This window comes from Hymenobacter radiodurans, from assembly GCF_004355185.1.
Lineage (GTDB): Bacteria > Bacteroidota > Bacteroidia > Cytophagales > Hymenobacteraceae > Hymenobacter > Hymenobacter radiodurans.
The window spans coordinates 1,511,353-1,534,277 of the sequence record NZ_CP037922.1; the positions used below are offsets into that span (position 1 = coordinate 1,511,353).

The following is a 22,925-nucleotide window of genomic DNA, read 5'->3' on the forward strand; positions in this document are numbered from 1 at the left end:
TCAGCTTAAAGCCTACTCTCGCTAAAATAAAGCTGCTACCTTACGAACATTATCCACCCTTACTGCAACACACCCATGATGTTCAAACCCTTACGAAATGGCGCAGATTTGCCCATTACCATAAACTTGGATCAGGTCGTTGCATTTCGCCAGACAGAGACTGCCCCTGGCCTCATCGATGTATCCATCATTATGACGCGCCCTGAGGCCGACATTACGATGAAAGCAATTCCCCAGGAAAAGGTGGAAGATCTGATCCGAGACATTCTGACCCGAGACGGGGAAATTAAGCCCAAACCCAAGCACATAAACTCCACCTTCTACAAAGCTGATGAGCGATGGGAGCCAGGTGAGCAGTATAATTAGGAGCCAACCTGATAGCCCCTGAACTTAAATAAAAGCCCCCCAGATTAGTTCTGGGGGCTTTTTTTGCGGGAGTATTGTACAGCTGTGCGGTCAGTGGGAAGCCAGAAGCAGGACCCAATCGAGTAGCAGCACGCCCAACAATCCCACCACCGAAACGATGGTTTCCATCGCCGACCAAGAGCGAAATGTATCGCGCACCGACAGGTTAAAATATTCCTTAAACAGCCAGAAGCCGCTATCGTTGACGTGCGAAAGCAGCAGGCTGCCCGCGCCGATGGCTAGCACCATCAGGTTCGGATTTACGGCGACCTGTGTCATGGTAGGCAGCATAACTCCGGCCGCCGTCAGGCCCGCTACCGTAGCTGAACCCAGGCAAACCCGGATAAAACCCGCGATCAGCCAGCCCAGCAGCAAGGGCGGCAAACCGGTGCCCTGCAAGCCAGCGGCAATTGCGGAACTGGCACCGCTGGCAATTAATACTTCCTTTAATGCCCCTGCGCCGCCAATGATAAGCAGCAGCAAGGCCACGTCGCGGATAGCAGAGCCGTAAGTTTCCATTATCTCGGGCATGCTTTTGCCCTGCCCACGACCTAAGCTGAACGTGGCTACCAGCACCGAAAGCAGCATTACCACGCCCGGATCGGCGACAAACGCCAGGACTGGAGCCAGCGGCCCGTTGGGGGGCAAAATTGCCTGCAAACTGAACACGAGCGAGAGCACCAGCACCGGCAGCAACGAAGACAGAAAGCTGTTCAGCCGGCCGGGTAATTGGTTGGTGGGGAGGGGCTCGCTCACAAACCCTGTCAGGGGCTGCGAGATAATGCCGCGCAGCGTGCGACTGTAAAAGATACCGGCGACTAGCACGGCCGGCACTGCCACCAGCAGCCCATACCCAAACGTCAGGCCTACATCAGCCTTGAATAGCACAACCAGTGCCGTGGGGGCAGGGTGAGGCGGCAAAAAGCCGTGCAGCACGGAAAGCGCAGCAAGTAGAGGCAACCCCACAAACAAGGTCGGGAGCCGGTATTGGTAGGCTACCGAGAAGATAAGCGGGATGACCAGCAGAAAGCCCACATTATAAAACAGCGGAATACCGATGATAAAGCCCGTAGCCATCATGGTCCACTGAATGTTTTTGGCCCCCAACTGACCGACCAGCACGGCGGCAATTTGCTGGGCAGCGCCACTTTCGGCCACCAGTTTGCCCAGCATGGCGCCCAGCACCACCACCAGCACCACTGAGCCCAGCGTGTCGCCCAAGCCTTTTTGCACCGCAGCCAGCACCTGCCCCGGCGCTAGACCTAGCGCTAGTCCCGCGGGAATGGTAACCAGCAAAAAGGCTAGGAAGGCATTCACCTTACCCCAGTTGATGAGGGCGATGAGAGCCAGCACCGTCAGCAGGATGATGAGTAAAGTCATGGGGGGCAAAATGAGGTATCTAGTGTAGGTGCCTTACTGCACTTACCACCGTAAAAGCCAGCGGGCAATGGCTACTGGCTGCTGGCTTTTTTTCCTTTGGCAACGGGGTCAAAGCGCAGCTCGCTTACTTGACTAACGGGCGCTTCTACCAACAGGCGCAAGATATGGGAGCCCGGCCGTAAGATGGGGGTAGGAAGCGAAACGCTAGTCCAAGTGGTGCCGGCCGGGACGGTAATCGTGCCTAGTGGCTGGGTGTCTAGCTCCAGCCGGAGGCGGCCAGGCGTAGTGTTCGGTTGTAGGCGTATCTCGGCGGTATAAGGCCCGCCCGCAGCTACCGTCACGGTATAGGCGAGCCACTCGCCTGCGGCCAATTGGCTCACGGCAAACCCATTGGCAGCGTCGGGGCTGGCGCTGATGTCTACACCGTCGTTGCGGTAGGCCTTGCCTTGGTTGTGCGGCGTATGGTCGCGGTAATCGGTGCGGGCGGAAAAGCTATCGTGGTAGGCTACGCCGTCGCGGCCCAGGTCGTAATCGGTGGCGGGAATAGTGCCGGGAATCGTGTGGGGGGCAAAAGGTACGCGCGTGCCGGCTGGTTGGGTGAGGGCCGCCAGCACATCCCGGTTTACCTGACAATTGGCAAACTGCACGTTGCGCAGCAGCGCCGTCCGGCCTTGGGGCGTGAGCAGGCTGCCGTAGGGCGCCACGCGCAGCAAGCCCGCGCCAGAATCTACGCGCTTGATATTCCAGTGGCACCAGCCAATATTCTGCGCGTTAAGCCCCTGCACGGCGGCGGCAAACCACTCATTGGAGTTCTCGCCGGTTTCGCCTACCCACACCGGCACCTGCCAACGGTCGCGGAACGCCACTAGGTTACGGATCAGGTTAACTTGATTCGGATTCGGGTCGGTGGCCTCGGGTGCGTTGGAGCACCAGTAACGATGGGCGTTATACACGAGGTTGGTACGGTCGCTGACGCCCAGCTTATCAGGTGTGAGGTTAGTATACTCGTTGCCGTAGCCGTTGCCTTCCAGCATGATCAGGTGCTGGTCGCCCTGGGCGCGCACGGCCGTAATCAGGCGAGCGTATAGAGCCCATAGCTCCTGGTTATCGGCTGATAAACCATTGGCTGCGTTCAAGTTGTGCGGCTCATTGATGAGGTCGTACATGGCAATGCGCGCGTCCTGCTTGTAGCGGGCTGCCAGCTTTTCCCACAAGCGCACGGTCACGTCCTGATAGACTAGCCGACCCTTTTTGTCGCGTCGCTTCCATAGGTCGAGCGGCCGGAAATTGTCGTTGATATTGCTATCGGTGCCCTGGCCGCCGGGGGCCGCGTGCAAGTCCAGAATGACGTACATGTTGTTGGCCGCGCACCAATTCACGACGTCATCAATGAAGCGAAACCCTTCCAAATCCTGATCAGTGAAGAGCTGATTCTGGTCGTGCCAGGTGCTGAGCTGCTCCACGTAGGCTGCTACTTGTGCCTCGCTGCGTGGGTTGCGGATAACGGCCGTGCGGGCGCGGCGCTGGGGCGGCGTCAGGAACAAATCGTAGTGAAAAGGCAGCCGGACGGCGTTGAATCCCTGCTTACCCAGAAAATCAATGTCGGCCTTGGTAATGAAGTTCTTTCGGTACTGCCGATAGAACTCCTCGACTTCCGCCTCGGGCATGGTGCGCAGCAACCCTTGCTGAATACGCCACTGACTATTGAGCGTATCGGTACCGAGAATGTAGCTTTCCTGGAGCAGCCAGCCGCCCACGTTGTAGCCCCGCAGCACCACTTCGCGGCCGGCCGCATCTACCACGCGCGGCCCCGATGCGTGCAGAGGGCTCAGCGTTTGGGACAGGCAAAAAAGCCCCCCACCAAATAAGTAACACATAACTAGGCCCAGGTAACGGCCAAAAAGGAGAAGCAGGCGGGGAGTTTGGGGTAAGCGAGTCGTCATGCTGCGGGACTTAAGACGCTTCCCTACTTCGGCCAAACCACCGCCTGCGGCAGACGCTGATCAAACCGTTTTAGGAAGGAAGTGGAGAGGAAAAGCAGCGCTTTTATGAGCCGCCGCTTCCGGATCGGCCCAATAAGGTAGAAGGCTTTTGCGAAAGAAAAGAGCACTCGTTTCAACCAAAAAAGCCCCCCAGTCGCTTGCCTGACGCTTAAGGCACACGCTTACTCAAGCTGTCGAATGCTCATCTGTAGCGCTTGGGCGCGCTTACTGGCCAGCGCGCTCCATCATCATTGGCGCTTAAAAAACAATTGCGTTCCGGAAAAAATGTGCCCTTGTCTAAGGCTGGATTCGTGGATCCGGCCTTGCCTTTGGGAGATTTTATGGGTCTAGTCTTCGCAAAGTAGCGTTACATCAGGTTGGCCTACATAGCAAAAGCCCCCCGTGAGGAGGGCTTTTGCTATTTCATGTAAATAAGGCTCGCTGGTGGAGCGGGGATACCCGCACAGTCTAGCTGACCTCGCCGCGCAGCACCTCCAACGGCGGGCGCGTCAGTACGTCGCGGCTATTGAGCAAACCGATAAGCGCGGTGAGAGCCGTGGTGAGCAAGGCCAGCAGGAGCAGCGGACTGATTTGGGGGGCAAAAGGCACCTCAAAAACGAACACACCTAACGCCCAAGCTGCCATTACGGCTAATCCCAGTCCAGCCACTGCTGAGAGCAAGCCCAGCAGCGCGTATTCGACCAACGTAATGCGCAGAATCTGGGCCCGGCTGGCGCCGAGAGTGCGCAGCAGCACGCTTTCCCGCACCCGCTGGTAGCGGCTTACCACTACCGAACTCACCAGTACCAGCAAGCCCGTAGCCATACTAAACAAGGCCATAAAGCGGATGACGAAGGAAATTTTGGTGAGAATCTCATCCAGCGTTTGCAGAATCAACCCTAAGTCAATGGCTGATACGTTGGGATAATTAGCGACTAGTTCGCGCTGCACCGTGGCCAGGGTCGCATTGTCGGGCACGCGGGTGAGCAGCACGTGAAACTGCGGAGCCGGCTCTAATACACCCTTCGGAAAGACCACTAGAAAGTTGGTTTGCACCCGGCTCCAATCGACGGTGCGGGTGCCGCCCACGATGGTCACGAGCGGAGCGCCTTGCACGTTGAAGGTCAGTGTATCGCCAATTTTAATCTTTAGCCGATCCGTAAATCCGTCATCGAAGGAAACGCGCGGAATGCCGTCTGGGCCGACGAAAGGGGCCTTGCCAGCAGCCAGTGTTTCAGAACTAATCAGAGAATCGCGGTAAGTGACGCGATACTCCCGCCCCAAAGCCCCTTTGGAAACACCGCTGGTAGTATCTTTTTTCAACTCCGCAGCCGAGCGCCCATTGATAGCGGACAAACGCATCGTCACGACGGGAACCTGCTGTAATACGGGCAACTTATTGCGCTTTACGAGCTGGGTGACGCCTTCCCGCTGGGCCGATTGAATATCGAACAGAACCAAATTGGGCTGCCCGTTGGTGGACGATATTTCAACTTGGCTCAGGAGCAAACCTTGCAATAAATACAGCGTTGCCAGCAGAAATACGCCCAGTCCGATAGAAACGGTGAGTAATAGCGTCTGGTTATTAGGTCGATATAAGTTGGCTAAACCTTGCCGCCACACATAGCTCCAGGAACTAGGGAAATACTTTCGCACAGCGCGACGTAGGCCTTCACCGAGCCCAGCCAATACCGCAAACGTGAGCAATAAGCCCCCGCGAAGCCTAGCGCCAGCTTCCAGTCGCGAGTTTGGAGGTAGGCGAAGCCGGTGATAAACAGGATAATCAGCCCGTACACCAAGCCCCGCAGCGGATCGGGGCTCGCCGTGTCTTCTTCCAGCGAGGCGCGCAACGTGCGCAGCGGCGACACCCGCCGAATGCTCAGCAAGGGCAGAAGCGCAAACAACACCGCCACGAATACGCCCGTGAGAATACCTTCGGCCACCGCCGACCACGAAATGCCCACGCTCACCGTGACGGGCAGAAAACCTTCCACCACCTTCGGCAGCAGCAACTGCACGCCGGTGCCCAAGGCAGCGCCCAAAATGGCCCCCAGCAGACCCATTAGCGCCGTTTGGAGCAAATAGATTAGGACGGCCTGCCAGCCGCTGGCACCTAAGCAGCGCAACACGGCTACCGCGGCCACCTTCTCGCGCACATACAAACTCACGGCACTCGCCACGCCCACGCAGCCCAGCAGCAGTGCCACGAAAGCCACCAGATTCAGAAATCGAGTGACATTGGTGAACGAACGACCCGTCTGGCGCTTGCGCTCAGCCACGGTGTCGCTGTCGATGTTAGCTTGGTCGAGGCGGGCCTCCAGGGGTTTGATGGTTTGGTCGACGTTGGTACCAGGCGCGAACTGATAATAGGTGCGATACTGCACCCGACTGCCGCGCTGCAAGAGGCCAGTTTGCTCCACAAACTCACGCGGAATAAATACCGTGGGCGCAACGGAGGCGCTAAAACCAGACTGGCCCGGCGTCTTGCGCACCCGGCCGGCAATGCGAAAAGTCAGTTCCCCAACCTTGATAGAATCACCGGGACGAGCGGCAAATTGCGCCAGCAACGCGTCATCCACTAAGGCCACGCGCTGATTGGTGGTGCCTGCTTCCCGAAACGCAGCTACGGCAGTAGTTGGCTCCGTGAGCCACTCGCCATAATATGGAAAGCCCCCCGTGAGCGCGCGCACCTGAGCCAAGCGTACGCCCTGGCCTTTGGGAAACTGCACCAAAGAAGCAAAAGCGACTTCGTCGCTGCGGCGTTGACCGAGTTGGTGCAGAGTGGTTTGGAGGGTGGAGTCAAACGGTTGGTTGGCGGAGAGCACCAAATCGGCCCCCACTAGCTCACGCGCCTGCTCGTCGATGCTGCGGGCCAAGTTGTCGCCGAAGCCGTTGATACCCACCAGCGCCGCAATGCCCAGCACAATAGCCGAGGTAAACAGCAGCAAGCGGGAACGGCTGCGGCGGCTGTCGCGCCACGCCATGCGCCAAAGCCAGGGAAGATTAGACATAATGAGCTTCGTACTTAATAACTAGAAATGATTTCGAACCATATCCACCGCCTCCCTCACGTCTGTCATCCTGAGGAACGAAGGACCTTATGGGATGAGAACGACTTATGCTAGCGTGATAAGGTCCTTCGTTCCTCAGGATGACAACAGGGTGGATGACAGATGTTATTGGGGATGAGAAACGGAGATAATTGGCTTATGATGCCACCCCCACATTCACTTGATTAACCGTATCCGAAACCACGGCGCCGCCCTTGATGCGGACGATGCGCTGGGTGCGGGCGGCTAACTCTAGGTCGTGGGTGACGAGCACCAGCGTGGTGCCGGCTTCCCGGTTTAGCTCAAAGAGGAGTTCCACGACTGTAGCGCTGGTGTCGGCGTCGAGGTTGCCGGTGGGCTCGTCGGCGAAGAGGATTTTGGGCCGATTAGCAAAGGCCCGCGCCAAGGACACGCGCTGCTGCTCGCCACCCGAAAGCTGAGTAGGGTAGTGGTGGCCGCGCCCGCCAAGGCCTACGCGTTCCAGCAGTTCCAGAGCCGTTTTTGTGCCTCCGCGCACGCCGCGCAATTCCAACGGCACTAGCACGTTTTCGAGGGCAGTAAGGGAAGGCAAGAGCTGGAAATTCTGGAAAACGAAGCCTACATGCTCGTTGCGCACGGCGGCGCGCTGGTCTTCGCTGAGGTTGTCGAGCTGAATGCCGTTGAGCCAGACACTGCCCGCGCTGGCCCGGTCGAGGCCGGCGCACAACCCTAGCAATGTGGTTTTGCCGCTGCCCGAGGGCCCTACAATAGCAAACGTGTCTTGAGGCTGTAATTCAAAGCTGACGGCCTCTAGTACGGTGAGCTCTCGGCCGCCACTGGCGTATGATTTGGTGAGATTTTCTACTTTAAGCACGAACGATGGACGTATGGATTGTTAAGAGAAAGAGGCGATAAGCAGGAGGTTAGCTGCATTCTAAACGACGTTTTAATCTTTATAATACTTTCTATCGTTAGGCATATACCTCAAAAAGGCCCCCCACGCATGAAAACCCTATTGTCTGTATTTAGTTGCTGCTTGCTGCTCACGCTAGCTAGCTGCGGCTCCGATTCACAAACCGCTACGTCGGTCGCTAGCCCGCCGGCGGCTGATAAAAAGCCCCCCACAGCGGGCTCACGCACTATTCTGTTCTTTGGCAATAGCCTGACGGCGGGCCTCGGCGTAGAGCCAGAAGAAGCTTTTCCAGCGTTGGTAGGCCAAAAGATTGATTCGGCTGGCCTAGGCTACACGGTGATAAATGCTGGTTTGAGCGGCGAGACAACTGCTGGCGGCCGCAGCCGCGTGGGTTGGGTGCTGCGTCAGCCCGTGGATGTGTTTGTGCTGGAGCTGGGGGGCAATGATGGCCTGCGCGGCCTGCCGCTCACCGATACGCGCCGCAACCTGCAGGCTATTATCGACACCGTGCGCCGAATCAGCCCCCAAACCCAAATTGTGCTGGCCGGCATGCAGATTCCCCCTAACCTAGGTGCCGATTATGCCACCCAATTCAAGCAGACGTATATCGATCTGGCCCGCGAAAACAAGCTGGTGCTCATTCCTTTCCTGCTCGAAGGCGTAGGCGGCGTAGCCAAGCTCAACCAGCCCGACGGGATTCATCCCACGCCCGCCGGCCACCGCCTCATTGCCCGTACCGTGTGGGATATCTTGCAGCCACTGCTTAAGCAGCCCGTAGCGGCCGATGCAGCGGTGAGGTAGTACAAGCCAGGTTGCGCTCTATTAAGATTTCTTACCTGAAACGGCTTGCTGTTGCACTAATTTCTCGGCGCGAAATAAGTCGTCGCTGGCTTGCAGAATCTTCGCCCGCAGTTTCGGATTATACGTGGGGTTTTTCGTGATAAATGCGCGAACAGTGCGAGCTGCGGTTGGGGATTGGTAAGCGCCAAATGTAGCCTGTAGCCAGGAATATGGGAAGAAAATATCACCCGTCTGCTGAATTTCAGTCAGCAGATTCAAACTCTCCGGCAAATACTTTTCAGATGATTCAGCGCGCAACGGATGATGTAAATAGGCTAGCGCGGCGACTACCCAAGCTTCTTTGCTGCGGTTCTTTTCTTCTTTTAACGAAGTAAAAAAAGCGTCCCGGATTCTAACGTCAGCGGACAAGGCTGGAATCAAAAACTCCATGCGCTTTTTGCGGTCTTCATTCTTAATTCGGGCTAGCTGCTTCCGCAGAATTTCGCCATCGGAGCCATAGTCGCGCACGGCTAGCGCTAGGGCCAACGCGGTGTAGTCATCTTCCGTTAATTTGACCCCATCCGGAGCCTTTTCCGTCGCCCAAACATCGTATAATTTGGCTTGCGCGGTGGGAGTTAAAGCCACCGATTGATAGGCTTTGAATAACTGCTTTTTGGCGTTGCTATTTGGGTTCTGCTGCATCGCCTGCCAAATCTCATTTTCCAGAGCAGGGGCCAGTTCAGGGCGTTTTGTGGGGGGCAAAAATTTCCAGAAAATATCGCTTAGCTGACTGGTCAGTAGCTTCAAATTTAGCTCTTCCTTTTCTTGGGTAAGGCCCTGCCGATTCAGCGCCAAAAGCTCCAGCGGCGCTACCACGCGCCCATCGAGCATGTTCTCATACAAGTTCACGTAAGCCGCCGCCCGTGCCACCGGATTGTTGAGCGCAAACACGTTGGGGGGCATTTTCTTGTCTACCGGAAACAGGCCGTAACCGAGACCTGTCGAATTGAAAAGAATATACGTGGGTACCGGTTCGCCTTCCACTGCTTTTAGTGCCACTTCACGCTGATCCATTGTCACCGTAAACTCTTTCGTAGACGTCGGATATACCAGCGTGATTTCAAATAGCTGCGGCCAGATTCGGTCCGACTTATCTTCTGCTTTTTGCGTCAGCGTTAAGCGCGAAATTTTGCCCCCCAGCGTCTGCAAATCGTACGCAAATTCGGGGCGGCCGGGCTCATTTACCCACACTTGGTTCCAGGCCTGCAAATCGGCGGGTGTGCGGGCGTCGAGTATGCTAATTAAGTCGGGCCAAGTGGCGTTGCCGAAGGCGTATTTCCGCAGATATTCCTGCAAGCCCTGCTGAAACTGTTCGGGTCCCATTAGCCGCTCCAACTGCCGCATCATGATGGGCGCTTTATGGTAAATAATGTTGCCGTACAGCGAGCCCGCATCCTGCAAATTATCCAGCGGCTGCCGAATCGGATTGGCGCCTTCCGTCCGGTCGATGCCGTAGGCGGCTGGGTAATGATCCAGCACGAATTTGAGGTCGTAATTGGAATTTTTGACGGCTATTTGGGTGATTTTATCAGCCATGAAATTGGCAAATACCTCCTTCATCCACACGTCGTTAAACCACTGCATCGTCACCAAATCGCCGAACCACATATGGGCGGTCTCGTGAGCAATAAGGTTGGAACGCGCAAGTTTCTGATCCTGCGTAGCGCCTTCATCTAAGAACAATGTGGAGGCCTTATAATCGATGGCACCCACGTGCTCCATGCCTCCATATTGGAAGTCGGGAATGGCTGCAAAATCAAACTTTTGAAACGGGTAGGGCATACCCGTGTACGTTTGCATAAACGCCAGCGCATCGCCGTGAATCTGGAATATCGGGTCCAGACTTAGCTTTAGTTTATTAGGGTCAGTTTCGCGGTGCAAAAACTGCATAACACGGCCCTTTTCCGTGCGCGAAATACGTTTGAATTCGCCAGCGACAAACGAAAATAAGTAGTTACTTATCGTGTCCGATGGAGCGAAAGAATACGTTTTAAATCCGGGCACTCTGCCGTCGAGAGTAGGTTCAGTTAAGTTGGTTAGCGGCCCGTTAGCTACTGCATCCCATAATCGAGGCACTGTGAGCGCGAGTTGAAAAGTAGCCTTTAAGCTAGGCTGATCGAAGACTGGAAATACAGCGCGGGCCCGGTCGGGTACGAGCAGGGTGTACAGAAAATCGTCGCTCCGATTCAGAGATAAATCACCTGCTACAAACTCAATGTCAATCTGGTTTTTACCGGTTTGCAGATTCGTCGTGGGGATGATAATATGCTCGTTGCGGTGGTCAATAGTAACTGGTTTTTTATTGACAATAAGACGCTTGAGATGGTCCGTATTTTCTTTAAAATCGAGTTGTAGGGGGCTTTTATTTTCACTTAGAACAAATGAGACAGATTCGGTTGCCAGAATAGGCTGTTCTTTGACCGCTGGAATAGTAAAGTGTAAGGTATAGACCAAATCAGACACGACTTGGCTTCTATAGGCGGCTAACTCTTGCGAAACACCTTTCTCTATTGCTATAGTTGTTGTTTTCACTGCTTTGCTACAACAGATTAGGGCCGCTGCCGCAAAGAATAATACACCAAATTGTAGGTACTTATTGAACCTGATTTTCATAGGAAAGCAACGAGTGAATGACTAAGATACTTCTATCATTCTTCGCTGGTCAAACTTTCGTTTGGGGCAAAACGAAAGGTCCTGTTGGGATGACAATCTTTGTCATCCCAACAGGACCTAAACTAACTTACTCGTACGATTAGCTTTGCTTTTCGGCCAAGCGCTTCAACTTGTCATACGTTGCCTGCGACTGCGTATGCTGACGCTCTACTTCCTGGCGCAACTGACCGGTTAGGCTACGGTCGCTGAGGGCTTCTTTGTAGGCTTTCAAAGCCCACATCTCACCGTGGATGTTAGTGGCCAGAATCGTTTTTTCGCTGTGTCCTGTCACTGCGGAAGTAGCTTCCATGAAGCGACGGTAGATTTTGCCTTTCACCGTAGTGCCGTCTTCCCGCTCGCCGCCCTGCTGACGTAGGTGGTTGTTGAGCTCGTTGGCAAAGCGCTGGCTCTGACTCACCAATTGCTTGTAGTAGCCGGTAAGCTCCGTGTCTTGGCTTTCGTCGGCGGCCTTTTTGTAGCCCTCAATCCGGTCGTTGACGAAGAGCAGTAGCTCCTGCAGTGTGTTGGCTTTTTTGTTGCCCTTACCCTTTTTGCGATTGGTGAGCAACAAGCCCACGCCCAATGCTATGGCAGCGCCACCAACTACTTTTTGGGTAGTGCTGAGCTTGTTGTAGCCGGTAGTTGCTTTCGTGCCCAAGTCCTTTACTGAATTGGGTAACTGGCCAAGCAGATCGGATACGTTACCTTGGTTGACCCATTTTTTGGCTTGGTCGAGTAGCTGGCCTGCGCCTTGCGACTGCGTCGATGTGCTATTTTGCGGAGATGATTGCTGTGATTGGTCCATGATGCAATAAGTTATTATAGTACTGATATGGCTTACGGCAGTGTGGGGCAAGTAGTTAAGTTGAACTTGCTTAACCGATGAGCTGCTTCAGCGCTAAGCCCGATATTTTTGTCGATTTTCACCTGCGCTTTCAAGCTTCTCCTAATTCTATATGTGCTTGTTAGCTAGCACAGTCGGCCGCCCTGCGGTTGAAAACGAGCGAGTTAAGCGCAGGCTCTGGTGGGAAGCTCTGCCAGTGAAAAGAGAACAGAATTTATTTAATCAGCCGATGCAAAACCGACGTGGGGGGCAAATTCAATGGTCACAACCCCAAATTTATCCTTTGGGCGATTCGGGCATCGTGCTGCAGTTCAGCCGCGTCTATAATACGGAAGTCCAGCAGCGTATTCAGGCTTGCTGCGCCTATCTCGACCAGCTACAAGTGCTGGGGCTGCTAGAATATGTGCCGGCCTACACGACGCTCACCCTGTACTATAACCCGTGGCTGATGAGCGAAGAAGGCCGCCTCGACCCCTACGTCCGCATGACCGAAATAGCGCAGGCAATGCTGGCGCAGGCGCAAACTCCCCAACCAAAAATTGCCCCTACCCTGGTAGAAATACCGGTGTGCTACGGCGGAAAGCTGGGCCCTGACTTGGAAGAAGTGGCTCGCCATGCAGGCTTGTCGGAGGCCGAAGTAGTTCAGCTCCATTGCGAGCCAGAGTATGTGGTGGCTATGGTGGGGTTCGCTCCCGGATTTCCCTATTTAGCCGGTCTGAATGAGCAAATAGCCACTCCCCGCAAGTCCCAGCCCCGAACTTTGGTGCCGGCCGGGTCGGTGGGAATTGCGGGTCAGCAAACGGGCGTATATTCCATCCCCACGCCGGGCGGCTGGCAATTAATTGGCCGCACGCCCCGGCGACTTTTTCGCCCGCGTCAGGAGAACCCAAGCTTGCTACGGGCAGGTAATCAGGTGCGTTTTGTGCCCATTACAGCCGCCGAGTTTGAGCAGCAAAACAAGCATGAGTCTTAGCATCCTCAGCCCCGGCCTCCTGACCACGATTCAGGATTTAGGTAGAATCGGCTACCAGAAAGAAGGCATTATCGTGAGTGGGGCGATGGACGCGCTGGCGCTGCGCGTGGCCAATTTGCTGGTAGGAAATCAGGAAAATGAAGCGGGCCTGGAAGTCACGTTGCTCGGGCCCAAAATCCGGTTCGACGAAGATCAACTTATGGCACTTACCGGCGCCAATCTGGCTCCTGCCATCAATGGGCAGCCCATAAAAATGAACCGGCCCATCTTTGTGCGCCAGGGCAGCGTGCTGCAATTTGCCCCCCAAGGCTCTGGTTGCCGCACCTACATGGCCCTTGCCGGCGGCCTCACGGTGCCCACGGTGCTGGGGTCTCGTTCCACGTATCTGCAGGCGGGCATCGGCGGCCGGCAGGGGAGGGCCTTAAAAACCGGCGACGTAATACCCTGCCCCGGACCACCAGCATTAGCGAAGCAATTATGGCTAAAAAGGTTTGTTGCCAGTCCGGCCAAAGCTTGGGTGCAAGCTGCCTGGACGCCCAGCCCCGAACTGTATCAGGGGCCGCAGCCCGACCCCCGTATTCGGGCGGTGGCGGGTCCGGAGTATAGCTTGTTCTCCAATGCTGGTCAGCAGGATTTCTGGGCGCAGGAGTACACCGTGACGCTGGCTTCCAACCGCATGGGCTACCGCCTGCGCGGCGATGGCGCAGTTCTGACCCTAATGCAGCCTGAGGAAATGCTCTCCAGCGCCGTTACCTTCGGCACGGTGCAAGTACCTCCCGAAGGCAACCCCATCGTCTTGCTGGCCGACCACCAAACCACAGGCGGCTATCCGCGCATCGCGCAGGTAGTTACGGCCGACTTCTCGCTGCTGGCGCAGGTACCACCGGGGGGCAAAATTCGCTTTCAGGAGGTGTCGCTGGCCGAAGCTCAGCGCTTGTATTGCCAGCAGGAACTCAACATCCGGCAACTGCAACAGTCTTTACAGCTTAAACTGACTGGTTGAAGCAGAGTTATGCGATTCATAAGAACGTCATGCAGAGCAGAGCGAAGCATCTCGCGTGCTGACGCAGGATTAGTAATCAGACATCAGCACGCGAGATGCTTCGCTCTGCTCTGCATGACGTTTTGGAGTTAGTGTCATAAAAATGAATAGATGAACCAACCGTTTACTGTTGACTTGAATTGTGACATGGGGGAAAGCTTCGGCTCTTATAATCTGGGCAACGACGCGGCTATTCTTCCTTATATCACCTCCGCCAATATTGCCTGTGGCTTCCATGCCGGCGACCCAGTCGTGATGCGCAAAACCGTGCGCCTCGCCCTCCAGCACCAAGTCGCCATCGGTGCCCACCCCGGCCTGCCGGATTTGGTCGGGTTCGGTCGCCGCGAAATGGCAGTTTCCCCCGAAGAAGCCTTCGATATGGTGGTGTACCAAATAGGAGCACTGGGGGCTTTTTGGCGGCCGAAGGAGGCAGGCTCCACCACGTAAAACCCCACGGCGCCTTATACAATATGGCGGCCGCTAGTGCGCCGCTGGCCGAAGCTATTGCCGAAGCCGTGTACCGCATCAATCCGGAGCTGGTGCTCTACGGCCTGGCTGGTAGCGAGCTTACCAAAGCCGGCACCAAACTGGGTTTGCAGGTAGCCCATGAGGTTTTCGCCGACCGCACCTACCAGCCCGACGGTAACCTGACCTCCCGCCGCTTGCCCAACGCCCTGCTCACCACGCCCGAAGAAGCCGCCCAGCAAGTAGTGCGCATGGTAAAAGAAGGCACAGTGCGCGCCCAGCAAGGCTCCGACGTAGCCATTCAGGCCGATACCATCTGCATCCACGGCGACGGTGCCCATGCCCTCGAATTTGCCCGCCACATCCGGCAAACTCTGCAAAACGAAGGAGTAAGCTTGCAAGCGTTTAGAAAAACTGCCCAATGAAGCAGGCCCGAAACTGGAGTGTATTGTTAGGGGCAGGTTTTCTGATGGCGACGTCGGCGGTTGGGCCCGGTTTTCTTACCCAAACAACTGTTTTTACCCAAGCCTTGGGAGCCAGCTTTGGCTTCGTTATCCTGGCTTCTATCCTCATTGATCTGGGCGTACAACTCACCATTTGGCGCGTCATTGCGGTGTCCGAAATGCGGGCCCAGGATATAGCCAATGCAGTGTTGCCGGGTCTGGGGGGCTTTATTTCCTTCCTGATAGTGCTAGGTGGGCTAGCCTTCAACATTGGCAACGTGGGCGGCGCCGGGCTTGGTTTGCAAGTGCTGTTTGGGATTCCGGTAGAAGTTGGAGCTGCCATATCTGCGGCTCTCACCATTGCTATTTTCCTGGTAAAGGAGGCCGGCAAAGCTATGGACCGATTTGCCCAGTTCATGGGCCTGCTCATGATTCTGATTATCGTGTACGTGGTCTTTACATCGGAGCCGCCGGTGGGCGAAGCGTTGGTTAGAACTTTCGCCCCCACCAAGCTGGATGTCATGGCCATCGTGACGCTGGTGGGCGGCACGGTGGGCGGCTACATCACCTTTGCCGGCGGCCACCGCCTGCTTGATGCCGGCGTGAAAGGCCCCGCCGCCCTGCCTCAGGTAATGACCAGCGCGGTTTCTGGAATCACGGTGGCTTCTATTATTCGGGTGCTGTTGTTTCTGGCGTCATTGGGCGTTGTTAGCCAAGGCCTGACCATCGCCGCCGACAATCCGCCGGCTTCCGTATTTCAGCTGGCGGCCGGCAATTTTGGCTACAAGCTATTCGGCGTGGTGATGTTTGCGGCGGCCGTCACCTCCGTGATAGGGTCGGCCTACACTTCGGTTTCCTTTATGAAATCGTTTCATTCCAGCATCAGCCGGCACGAAAACCGCCTCATCATTGCCTTCATTTTAATCTCAACGCTCATCTTTATTACCATCGGCAAACCAGTTAGCCTGCTCATCTTGGCGGGCGCTCTAAACGGATTTATTCTGCCTATCACGCTGGCTACTATGCTGGTAGCCGCCTACCGCAAAAAAGTAGTGGGCGAGTATCGGCACCCGCTGTGGCTGGCCGTTGTGGGGGTGCTGGTGGTGCTGGTAATGACGTGGATGAGCGCGCAGGTATTTGTGCAGCAGCTGAGTAGCTTGTTTAATTAACTCTAAAACCAGCAGAGCTTATCGCCGCATTTCTCCTGCTTCAGGACCGCCGTAGTACTAACTCATCCTATTGAAACCCCTTTAGCATTTTATAAAAAGCCTCGGCATAGGTATCACTGATGGGAATGAGTTGGTCGGCAATGCGAATGCGGTTTTTCTCGATGTGGTCAATTTTATCAAGTGCCACCAGAAAGGATCGGTGCACGCGGGCGAAATCCTGAGCGGGCAGCAGTTCTTCTAGTTTGGCAAAGTTCAACAGAGTCATAATCTTCTCCTCCGTGGTATGAATCCGTAAATAGTCTTTCATACCCTCCACAAAGAGAATATTGCGGGTAGCCACTTTCTGAATGCGGTGGCCCACCTTGAGAAAAATATACTCCTGCTCCGGCTTCGCTTCCGCTTTTTCTTCCTTCTTCGCCAAGGAGCTTGGGGGCTTTTTTCCTGATACAGACGCAACACGCCTTTGTAAAACCGTTCAAACGTGAAGGGTTTCAACAGGTAGTCCTTCACCTCTAAGTCATAAGCCTTCAGCGCATACTGGTCGTAGGCGGTAGTCAGGATAATCATGGGTTTGGGGTTCAGCATCGGGATGAAGCTGAGCCCATCCAGGTCCGGCATGTTGATATCCAGAAACAGTAGGTCGGGTTTGTCTTCCTCCAAATGACCGGCGGCCTCCAGGGGGCTCACGAATGACCCTTTCAGCTCCAGAAACGGGACTTTCCGGATGTATTCTTCCATTATTTCCTGGGCCAGGTACTCATCCTCAATGATGTAGCAGGTGAGCTTTTCTTTCATGCGCCGGTAAATGAAGGCCTTGGATGGTAAGGGCAACCGTGAAGGTTTCGCCAGTGTTCTGAATAGTCAGTGTATGCTGATCAGGATACAACAAAGCCAGCCTTTTTCGAACATTGGGTAAGCCGATGCCGCCCGGTTCTTCGAGCGCGTTGGTCGATTTTTTTCCTATTGGGTTCTGCACGCTGAAGGCAAGGATATCGTCCTGTATTTCCACCCTTACCTTCAGGTCGCCGGGCTCCAACCGGGCGGGGCTATGTTTGTAGGCATTTTCCAGCAGGTGAATGAACAGCAACGGGGCAATGTAGCATGATTCAGTTTCCCCCTCTATCTGTAGGTCCACTACTGGGCTGTGCTTGTAGCGGAGCTGCTGCAAACTCACATAGTCCCGCAAATAATCCATCTCCCTGGTCAGCGGAACCGTGGCCGCGTTGGACTCATAAATCATGTAGCGCATCAACGAGGCCAGGTGCATGACCGCCTCCGGGGCGGCCGGAGCTTGCTTATATACCAGCGTGTGGATGTTGTTGAGGGTGTTGAACAGAAAATGCGGGTTAATCTGTGATTTCAAATTAACCAATTCGGCCTCCACGGCCTGCTTCTCCAACTGTTCTTTCCGAATGGTGTTAAGCACTAAGTTCTCGGTGACCCGGGCCAGCCAGCTCAGGAAGAGAAAGATGGGGACTGTGGTGATTAAGTGCATTGAATAATACCCAAAATCAAACGGCTGCTGGTGGAAAAGCAAAAAGCACAAAGGCGCGGTCAGCGCGATGCCCGCCAGTCGGAGCCAATAGTCTCTTCCCTTTCTCTTGCCGGTAGTAAGGGTTAATAGGTAGAAATGACCGTAAAAAACATACATACAGGTGGTTATAAAACCCGCCGTGGTGGTACGCCAGTGGGCGTCGGTATCACCTTTAAGTTGTAAGACTACCGCCAAGGTGAATAAGACCCAGACAGATAGGTGAATCAGCCGGAAGATTCTTTTGACGCGCTCCATAGCACAAAGGTGGGTTTTTCGGTGCTAGTCCGGGCCAGCATTTCGACCAGCTACGAAGGCTAATCTACGGGAGAGGCAAAGGAGCCTGCCAGTGCGTTGGCAGAAGCAAAGTCCAACTTGGTCGAGTACTTCACCGCATCAGCATATCACATTTCGCTATTCGATTCGGTAACGATTGCTTCGTTCTGAAATAGAAAGGTAACTGAAGCAAATCCGATAAAATGGGAACTCACCCCTTAGGCCTGATCATCCGCAATGTCTCGAAAAGGTATGCGAATGGCGTGCAGGCATTGCATAATATATCGCTGGATATTCCGCTGGGCATGTACGGGCTGCTGGGCCCCAACGGCGCGGGTAAATCAACCTTGATGCGCACCATTGCCACGTTGCAGGAGCCGGATGGGGGGCAAATATTTTTAGGCGACATCGACGTGGTGAACCAGAAGGAAGCGGTGCGCCAAACCTTGGGCTACTTACCTCAGGAATTCGGCGTGTACCCCAAAGCCAGCGCGGAAGAGCTGCTCGACTACTTCGCCGTACTGAAAGGCATTACCAATCGGGCGGTGCGCCGTGAAACCACCGAGGCCCTGCTCAAGCAAACCAATCTGTGGGATAAGCGCAAGCAGAAGCTGGGGGGCTTTTCTGGCGGCATGAAGCAGCGCTTTGGCGTGGCGGTGGCCTTGCTGGGCAACCCGCGGCTGCTCATCGTCGACGAGCCCACCGCGGGCCTGGACCCAGCCGAGCGGGTGCGCTTCCTGAATTTGCTCAGTGAGCTGGGCGAGAACAGCGTGGTGATTCTCTCCACGCACATCGTGGAAGACGTTTCGGAGCTGTGCACCAACATGGCCATCATCAACCAAGGCCAAATCCTGCTCGAAGCCGAGCCCCTGGAGGCCGTGGCCTCGCTCAAAGGCCGCATCTGGCGCAAGCTGACTGATAAACGGGCCCTGCCAGCGCTAAACCAGGAACACCAGATTATTTCCGCCAAGCTACTCAGCGGGCGCACTATGGTACACGTGTACAGCCCGGATCGGCCCGGCGCCGGATTCGAGCCAGTGGAGCCGGACCTGGAAGATGTCTACTTCAGTGCCATGACGGGCTGCTTCGGCACGGTTAGTCAGCAACCCAAAGCGGAGGGAGTAGCGCTATGAAGTTCCAACGGATTTTTGCGCTGGAATTCACTTACCAGCTGCGCCGGGCCGCTACCTGGCTCTACTTCGGGGTCATCTTAGTCATCACGTTTCTGGTGGTCATTGCCAACTATGCCTCCGATGCGCGGGACGGGTACATTTTACTGAATGCGCCCATCGTCATGGCCGCCGTCACGGTTATCTGCTGCGTGTTTTGGCTGGTGATAGGCGCCTCCGTAGCCGGCGAGGCGGCGGCGCGCGACGTGCAGACCCGCATGCATTTGCTTACCTACGCGGCCCCCGCCAGCAAAGCCGCCTACTTGGGTGGGCGGTACCTGGCCGCCTTGGCCCTCAGCGCCTTCCAGCTGCTCGCCATCCCGGTGGGGATGCTGCTGGCCATGCACTTTGCCGGGGTCGAGGCCGAGATTCTGGGTCCGTTTCGGGTGGCGCCCTACCTGACTACCTTTTTCTTCATCGCACTGCCCAACGCCTTTTTCGCAACGGCCATGCAGTTTTCGGCGGCGGTGCTCAGCCGCAAGGCCTTGGCCAGTTATCTGGTCGGCGCGGCTCTGTTCGCGGCGTCCTACACCATATGGCCGCTGCTGGAAAAAGGGGAAGCATGGGGCAATCTGGCCGACCCGATGAGTTTTGGCCCGGTGCTGAGCCATCTGTCCATTGACTGGAGCCCGCAGGAGAAAAACACGCGCTTTCTGCTGCTGGAAGGCTCCTTTCTCGCCAACCGCCTTTTGTGGTTCGGCATTTCGCTGGGTCTGCTCGCGTTTACCTACTTCCGGTTTCAGTTTGTGTTGCCCGGAACCGGCCAAAAACCGCCGTCGGGCAAACCGCTACCCGCCGCGGTGGCGGCCTGGGAGAAGCTGCACTGGGGAACCGGGCAGGCGCTGCCACAGGCCAAGGGAACGTATGGCTGGGCCACCCAGCTGCATCAGTTGCGCCTCATTACCTGGGAATCCTTTCTGCAACTGGCCAAAAGCAAGGCCGGGCTGCCGCTGCTGGCCGTTTTTGCCCTGCTGGTGGGGGCCACCATATCCGGCAACCTGAAGGGCCGGGGCGTGCCCTTGCTGCCCCGCACCGACTTCATCCTGGAGTACCTTACCGCTCCCCTGGCGGGGCCGGCCGCTTTTTGGGTCCTTGTTGCGTTGGTCATTATCTTCTACGCCGGCGAGCTGGTGTGGCGGGAACGGGAAACCGGGCTGAGCGAGGTTGCCAACGCGGCGCCAGTGCCCGAATGGGTGCTGTTCCTGAGCCGGTTTCTGGCGCTAAGCCTGGTGCTGGTGGTGTGGCTGGCCTTCTTAATGACGGCCGGAATGGTGGCGCAGGTGGCCATCGGTGGCGCTTCGCCTGAAATTGGACTGTACGTGCGGACCCTATTCGGGCTGCAGCTAGTCGACTGCTTGCTTTTTGCCCTGCTGGCCCTCACCGTGCATGTGCTGGTGAATCAGAAGTTTGTGGCGCATCTGGTGGCGCTGCTGGTCTACGGGTTCATGTCCTTTGCGCCTACGCTGGGCATCGAGCACAAGCTGCTCATCTTTGGCGCCAGTCCGCAATGGACCTACACCGACATGGCCGGCTTTGGCTCGTCGCTGGCGCCTTGGCTGTGGTTCAAAGGGTATTGGGTGGCCTGGGCGCTGTTGCTGGCGGTTGTGGCGCTGCTGTTCTGGGTGCGGGGCCGGGAGGGCAGTGGTGCAGCGCGGCTCCAGCTGGCTCGCCGGCGCTTCACGCCTATCACCGCGCTGGTTTCGGCGGTGGCCGTGGGGGGCATTTTTACTCTGGGTGGGTTCATCTTTTACAATACCAACGTGTTGAATGGCTATCTGAGCTCGTCAGCAGCCACCGCGCAGCGTGCCGCCTACGAGCAGCGCTACCGCCGGTACCATAACGCCCCCCAACCCCTGCTAACTGGCGTAAACCTACAAGTGGAAATCTACCCGCAGCAGCGGGCGGTGACGATACAGGGAACGTACCTGCTCGTGAACAACAGCCCGGCTCCCATTGACTCCATTCATCTAGCAACCGGGGCCGGCGTTGAAACCGCTGCGGTAAACTTTGACCAGCCCTTCAAACAGGTTCACCGGGACGAGGAGCATGGCTACCGCATGTACGCCCTGGCCCAGCCCCTGCAACCCGGCGACTCGCTGCGCCTGCGCTTCCAAGTGAATCATAAAGCGCAGGGCTTTTCCAACAACGGGGCCGGCGCGCAAGTGCTGGCCAACGGTACCAGCTTTCGAAATCTAGAGTGGCTGCCGGTGCTAGGGTATCAGCCCTACCGCGAGCTGGACGAGGCCGGCGACCGCAAAGCGCACGGCTTGGCACCCCGGCCCGCTACCTACTCGCTCTACGACGTGGCAGCCCGCCGGTACGCCCCGTTCCCTGAACAAATCCGCTTCGAGGCCATCGTGGGCACAGATGCCGGCCAGACCGTTGTGGCCCCGGGCACCCTGCGCCGGACTTGGTCCAAAGCCGGCCGCCGCTACTTTCATTACGCCACAGACGCGCCTATTCGCAATGAATACGCCTTTTTCTCGGCCAACTACGCGGTGCAGGAAGGGGTATGGCGCAACCTCTCGGCCGGCTCTGGGCAGGATGTGGCCATCCAGGTTTACTATCCTCCGGGGATGACGGAGAACCCGGCGCGCATGGTTCGGAGCGCCCAGGCGTCGTTGGATTATTACACCAAGCAGTTTGGGCCCTACCCGCACCGGCAGTTGCGCTTCGTGGCCCATGCCAGCTACGCCTTCGGCAACCATGCCTCGCCCATCAACATCACGGCGGAGGAAGGCTTTTTCCTCATGAACCCCAAGGCTGACGAGCGGGGCTTTGACCTGGTGACGGCCGTGGTAGCCCACGAGGTAGCGCACCAGTGGTGGGGCAACCAGCTCAAGCAAGCCTACGTGGAGGGCGCCGGCCTGATTACCGAAAGCCTGGCCTGGTACTCGGCCATGGGCGTGCTGGAGGACAAATATGGTCCGGAGCACCTGCAGGCGCTACTGCGCTTCCTGCGGGAAGAGAACGAAACCCCGCGCACCCGGGCCGCCAAGCCACTGCTACAGGCCGAGGGCTTTTACCAGAACTACCGCAAAGGCCCCTTCGCGCTGTACGCGCTGAGCCAATACATGGGCCGCGACCGGGTAAACGGCGCGCTCCGGCAACTGCTGGCGAAGCACCGACCTGGGACCATTCCCCGCCCCACGTCGCTCGACCTCTACCGAGAGCTGCAAACGGCCACGCCGGACTCGCTCCAACCGCTGCTACACGACCTATTCGAGGCCAACACCTTCTGGGAACTGGCAACGGAAACCGCGACCGCCAAACAACTCCCTGGTGGCACTTGGCAGGTGACGCTCACCCTACAAGCGAATAAGCTGGTAGTGAATAGCGCCGGCACCGAGACGAAATTACCAATGAAGGATTGGGTAGAAATCGGAGTTTTTGCGCCCGCTGAATCGGGAAAGGGAATAGGCAAGCAGCTCTACCTGCAAAAGCATCTTATAAAATCCGGCGAGCAGACGATTGTGTTAATGATACCAGACAAACCCGCTAAAGTGAGTTTTGATCCTCGCCATTTGTTAATTGATTGGGAGCTGGTAGATAATGACAAAGTGGTAGAGCCAAAAAAATAAGGGTGCTGCACGAGGAGCATCCGGACAGCATTGTCCTGCACGAAACGAGGAACAACCCGGCTGCCGAGATGGCCTGATGTAATTTCTCGGCGCATTGTAACTAGAAGCCCATAAGTAACGAATGCGACTAGGTGCGAACAACTATCTCTCCAGCGCGGAGCGAAGCGGCTGAGATGCTGCGGCAAGCTTAGGATGACCATTTAATAAACAAGCAAAGAACATCATTCTCGA

General features: G+C 56.3%; 17 protein-coding genes and 1 pseudogene. 8 read left to right on the forward strand and 10 right to left on the reverse strand.

Features of this window, described 5'->3' with window-relative positions:
- Positions 1-75 precede the first annotated feature (75 nt).
- Positions 76-366, forward strand: a complete 291-nt coding sequence (locus EPD59_RS07620) for a hypothetical protein (RefSeq protein ID WP_133272263.1) — start codon at positions 76-78, stop codon at positions 364-366.
- Between the two features lie 90 nt (positions 367-456).
- Here EPD59_RS07620 and EPD59_RS07625 read toward each other — a convergent pair whose 3' ends face one another.
- The 5 genes from EPD59_RS07625 to EPD59_RS07640 form a co-directional block, all read right to left on the reverse strand.
- A complete protein-coding gene (locus EPD59_RS07625) occupies positions 457-1,785 on the reverse strand; it encodes a gluconate:H+ symporter (protein ID WP_133272264.1) in 1,329 nt (442 codons plus the stop codon).
- 71 nt (positions 1,786-1,856) lie between these two features.
- Complete coding sequence (locus EPD59_RS07630; protein WP_133272265.1) at positions 1,857-3,728, reverse strand: cellulase family glycosylhydrolase; 1,872 nt, start codon at positions 3,726-3,728, stop codon at positions 1,857-1,859.
- A gap of 507 nt (positions 3,729-4,235) precedes the next feature.
- Positions 4,236-5,423, reverse strand: a complete 1,188-nt coding sequence (locus EPD59_RS23570) for an ABC transporter permease (RefSeq protein ID WP_317128478.1) — start codon at positions 5,421-5,423, stop codon at positions 4,236-4,238.
- A complete protein-coding gene (locus EPD59_RS23575; protein ID WP_317128479.1) occupies positions 5,372-6,778 on the reverse strand; it encodes an ABC transporter permease in 1,407 nt (468 codons plus the stop codon). Before EPD59_RS23575 ends, EPD59_RS23570 begins: the two co-directional genes overlap by 52 nt.
- Before the next feature lie 196 nt (positions 6,779-6,974).
- A complete protein-coding gene (locus EPD59_RS07640) occupies positions 6,975-7,670 on the reverse strand; it encodes an ABC transporter ATP-binding protein (protein ID WP_240731661.1) in 696 nt (231 codons plus the stop codon).
- 129 nt (positions 7,671-7,799) lie between these two features.
- Here EPD59_RS07640 and EPD59_RS07645 point away from each other — a divergent pair, with 129 nt between their 5' ends.
- Positions 7,800-8,510 (forward strand): arylesterase, encoded by a 711-nt coding sequence (locus EPD59_RS07645; RefSeq protein WP_133272267.1) that lies wholly within the window; start codon positions 7,800-7,802, stop codon positions 8,508-8,510.
- 21 nt (positions 8,511-8,531) lie between these two features.
- Here EPD59_RS07645 and EPD59_RS07650 read toward each other — a convergent pair whose 3' ends face one another.
- Together EPD59_RS07650 and EPD59_RS07655 are read right to left on the reverse strand one after the other, a co-directional pair.
- Positions 8,532-11,012, reverse strand: coding sequence for a M1 family metallopeptidase (locus tag EPD59_RS07650; RefSeq protein WP_317128480.1), 2,481 nt, complete (start codon positions 11,010-11,012; stop codon positions 8,532-8,534).
- 289 nt (positions 11,013-11,301) lie between these two features.
- Entirely contained in the window at positions 11,302-12,006 is a 705-nt protein-coding gene (locus tag EPD59_RS07655) for a PA2169 family four-helix-bundle protein (RefSeq protein ID WP_133272269.1), read from the reverse strand.
- Between the two features lie 268 nt (positions 12,007-12,274).
- On the opposite strand from EPD59_RS07655, the gene pxpB reads away from it, so the two are divergent.
- The 4 genes and pseudogenes from pxpB (at position 12,275) to EPD59_RS07675 (ending at position 16,137) form a co-directional block, all read left to right on the forward strand.
- Positions 12,275-13,018, forward strand: a complete 744-nt coding sequence (pxpB, locus tag EPD59_RS07660; protein ID WP_133272270.1) for a 5-oxoprolinase subunit PxpB — start codon at positions 12,275-12,277, stop codon at positions 13,016-13,018.
- Positions 13,008-14,021, forward strand: coding sequence for a 5-oxoprolinase subunit C family protein (locus tag EPD59_RS07665; RefSeq protein WP_133272271.1), 1,014 nt, complete (start codon positions 13,008-13,010; stop codon positions 14,019-14,021). Before pxpB ends, EPD59_RS07665 begins: the two co-directional genes overlap by 11 nt.
- Before the next feature lie 186 nt (positions 14,022-14,207).
- A pseudogene (locus tag EPD59_RS07670) lies at positions 14,208-14,950 on the forward strand (LamB/YcsF family protein).
- Positions 14,947-16,137 carry an NRAMP family divalent metal transporter gene (locus EPD59_RS07675; RefSeq protein WP_133272272.1) on the forward strand — a complete coding sequence of 397 codons (1,191 nt, stop codon included), beginning with the start codon at positions 14,947-14,949 and terminating at the stop codon, positions 16,135-16,137. Before EPD59_RS07670 ends, EPD59_RS07675 begins: the two are co-directional and overlap by 4 nt.
- A 67-nt stretch (positions 16,138-16,204) precedes the next feature.
- Here the strand turns inward: EPD59_RS07675 and EPD59_RS22345 are convergent, their stop codons facing one another.
- From EPD59_RS22345 to EPD59_RS07685, 3 genes are read right to left on the reverse strand one after another with little or no spacing between them, the layout of a single operon-like run.
- Positions 16,205-16,444 carry a LytR/AlgR family response regulator transcription factor gene (locus tag EPD59_RS22345; protein ID WP_240731662.1) on the reverse strand — a complete coding sequence of 80 codons (240 nt, stop codon included), beginning with the start codon at positions 16,442-16,444 and terminating at the stop codon, positions 16,205-16,207.
- Positions 16,441-16,932, reverse strand: a complete 492-nt coding sequence (locus tag EPD59_RS07680; RefSeq protein ID WP_240731663.1) for a LytR/AlgR family response regulator transcription factor — start codon at positions 16,930-16,932, stop codon at positions 16,441-16,443. Before EPD59_RS07680 ends, EPD59_RS22345 begins: the two co-directional genes overlap by 4 nt.
- Complete coding sequence (locus tag EPD59_RS07685; RefSeq protein WP_133272273.1) at positions 16,901-17,926, reverse strand: sensor histidine kinase; 1,026 nt, start codon at positions 17,924-17,926, stop codon at positions 16,901-16,903. Before EPD59_RS07685 ends, EPD59_RS07680 begins: the two co-directional genes overlap by 32 nt.
- A 221-nt stretch (positions 17,927-18,147) precedes the next feature.
- Here EPD59_RS07685 and EPD59_RS07690 point away from each other — a divergent pair, with 221 nt between their 5' ends.
- Both EPD59_RS07690 and EPD59_RS07695 read left to right on the forward strand, forming a co-directional pair.
- Positions 18,148-19,077 (forward strand): ABC transporter ATP-binding protein, encoded by a 930-nt coding sequence (locus EPD59_RS07690; protein ID WP_133272274.1) that lies wholly within the window; start codon positions 18,148-18,150, stop codon positions 19,075-19,077.
- Positions 19,074-22,694, forward strand: a complete 3,621-nt coding sequence (locus EPD59_RS07695) for an ABC transporter permease/M1 family aminopeptidase (protein ID WP_133272275.1) — start codon at positions 19,074-19,076, stop codon at positions 22,692-22,694. Before EPD59_RS07690 ends, EPD59_RS07695 begins: the two co-directional genes overlap by 4 nt.
- The last annotated feature ends 231 nt before the right edge of the window (positions 22,695-22,925 follow it).

Coding starts and splice junctions, on each gene's coding strand:
- EPD59_RS07680 (WP_240731663.1), bottom strand. CDS start 16,932: ATGAAAGAAAAGCTCACCTGCTACATCATTGAGGATGAGTACCTGGCC.
- EPD59_RS07685 (WP_133272273.1), bottom strand. CDS start 17,926: ATGGAGCGCGTCAAAAGAATCTTCCGGCTGATTCACCTATCTGTCTGG.
- EPD59_RS22345 (WP_240731662.1), bottom strand. CDS start 16,444: ATGAAAGACTATTTACGGATTCATACCACGGAGGAGAAGATTATGACT.
- EPD59_RS07630 (WP_133272265.1), bottom strand. CDS start 3,728: ATGACGACTCGCTTACCCCAAACTCCCCGCCTGCTTCTCCTTTTTGGC.
- EPD59_RS07645 (WP_133272267.1), top strand. CDS start 7,800: ATGAAAACCCTATTGTCTGTATTTAGTTGCTGCTTGCTGCTCACGCTA.
- EPD59_RS07695 (WP_133272275.1), top strand. CDS start 19,074: ATGAAGTTCCAACGGATTTTTGCGCTGGAATTCACTTACCAGCTGCGC.
- pxpB (WP_133272270.1), top strand. CDS start 12,275: ATGCAAAACCGACGTGGGGGGCAAATTCAATGGTCACAACCCCAAATT.
- EPD59_RS07675 (WP_133272272.1), top strand. CDS start 14,947: ATGAAGCAGGCCCGAAACTGGAGTGTATTGTTAGGGGCAGGTTTTCTG.
- EPD59_RS07655 (WP_133272269.1), bottom strand. CDS start 12,006: ATGGACCAATCACAGCAATCATCTCCGCAAAATAGCACATCGACGCAG.
- EPD59_RS07665 (WP_133272271.1), top strand. CDS start 13,008: ATGAGTCTTAGCATCCTCAGCCCCGGCCTCCTGACCACGATTCAGGAT.
- EPD59_RS07690 (WP_133272274.1), top strand. CDS start 18,148: ATGGGAACTCACCCCTTAGGCCTGATCATCCGCAATGTCTCGAAAAGG.
- EPD59_RS07625 (WP_133272264.1), bottom strand. CDS start 1,785: ATGACTTTACTCATCATCCTGCTGACGGTGCTGGCTCTCATCGCCCTC.
- EPD59_RS23575 (WP_317128479.1), bottom strand. CDS start 6,778: ATGTCTAATCTTCCCTGGCTTTGGCGCATGGCGTGGCGCGACAGCCGC.
- EPD59_RS07620 (WP_133272263.1), top strand. CDS start 76: ATGATGTTCAAACCCTTACGAAATGGCGCAGATTTGCCCATTACCATA.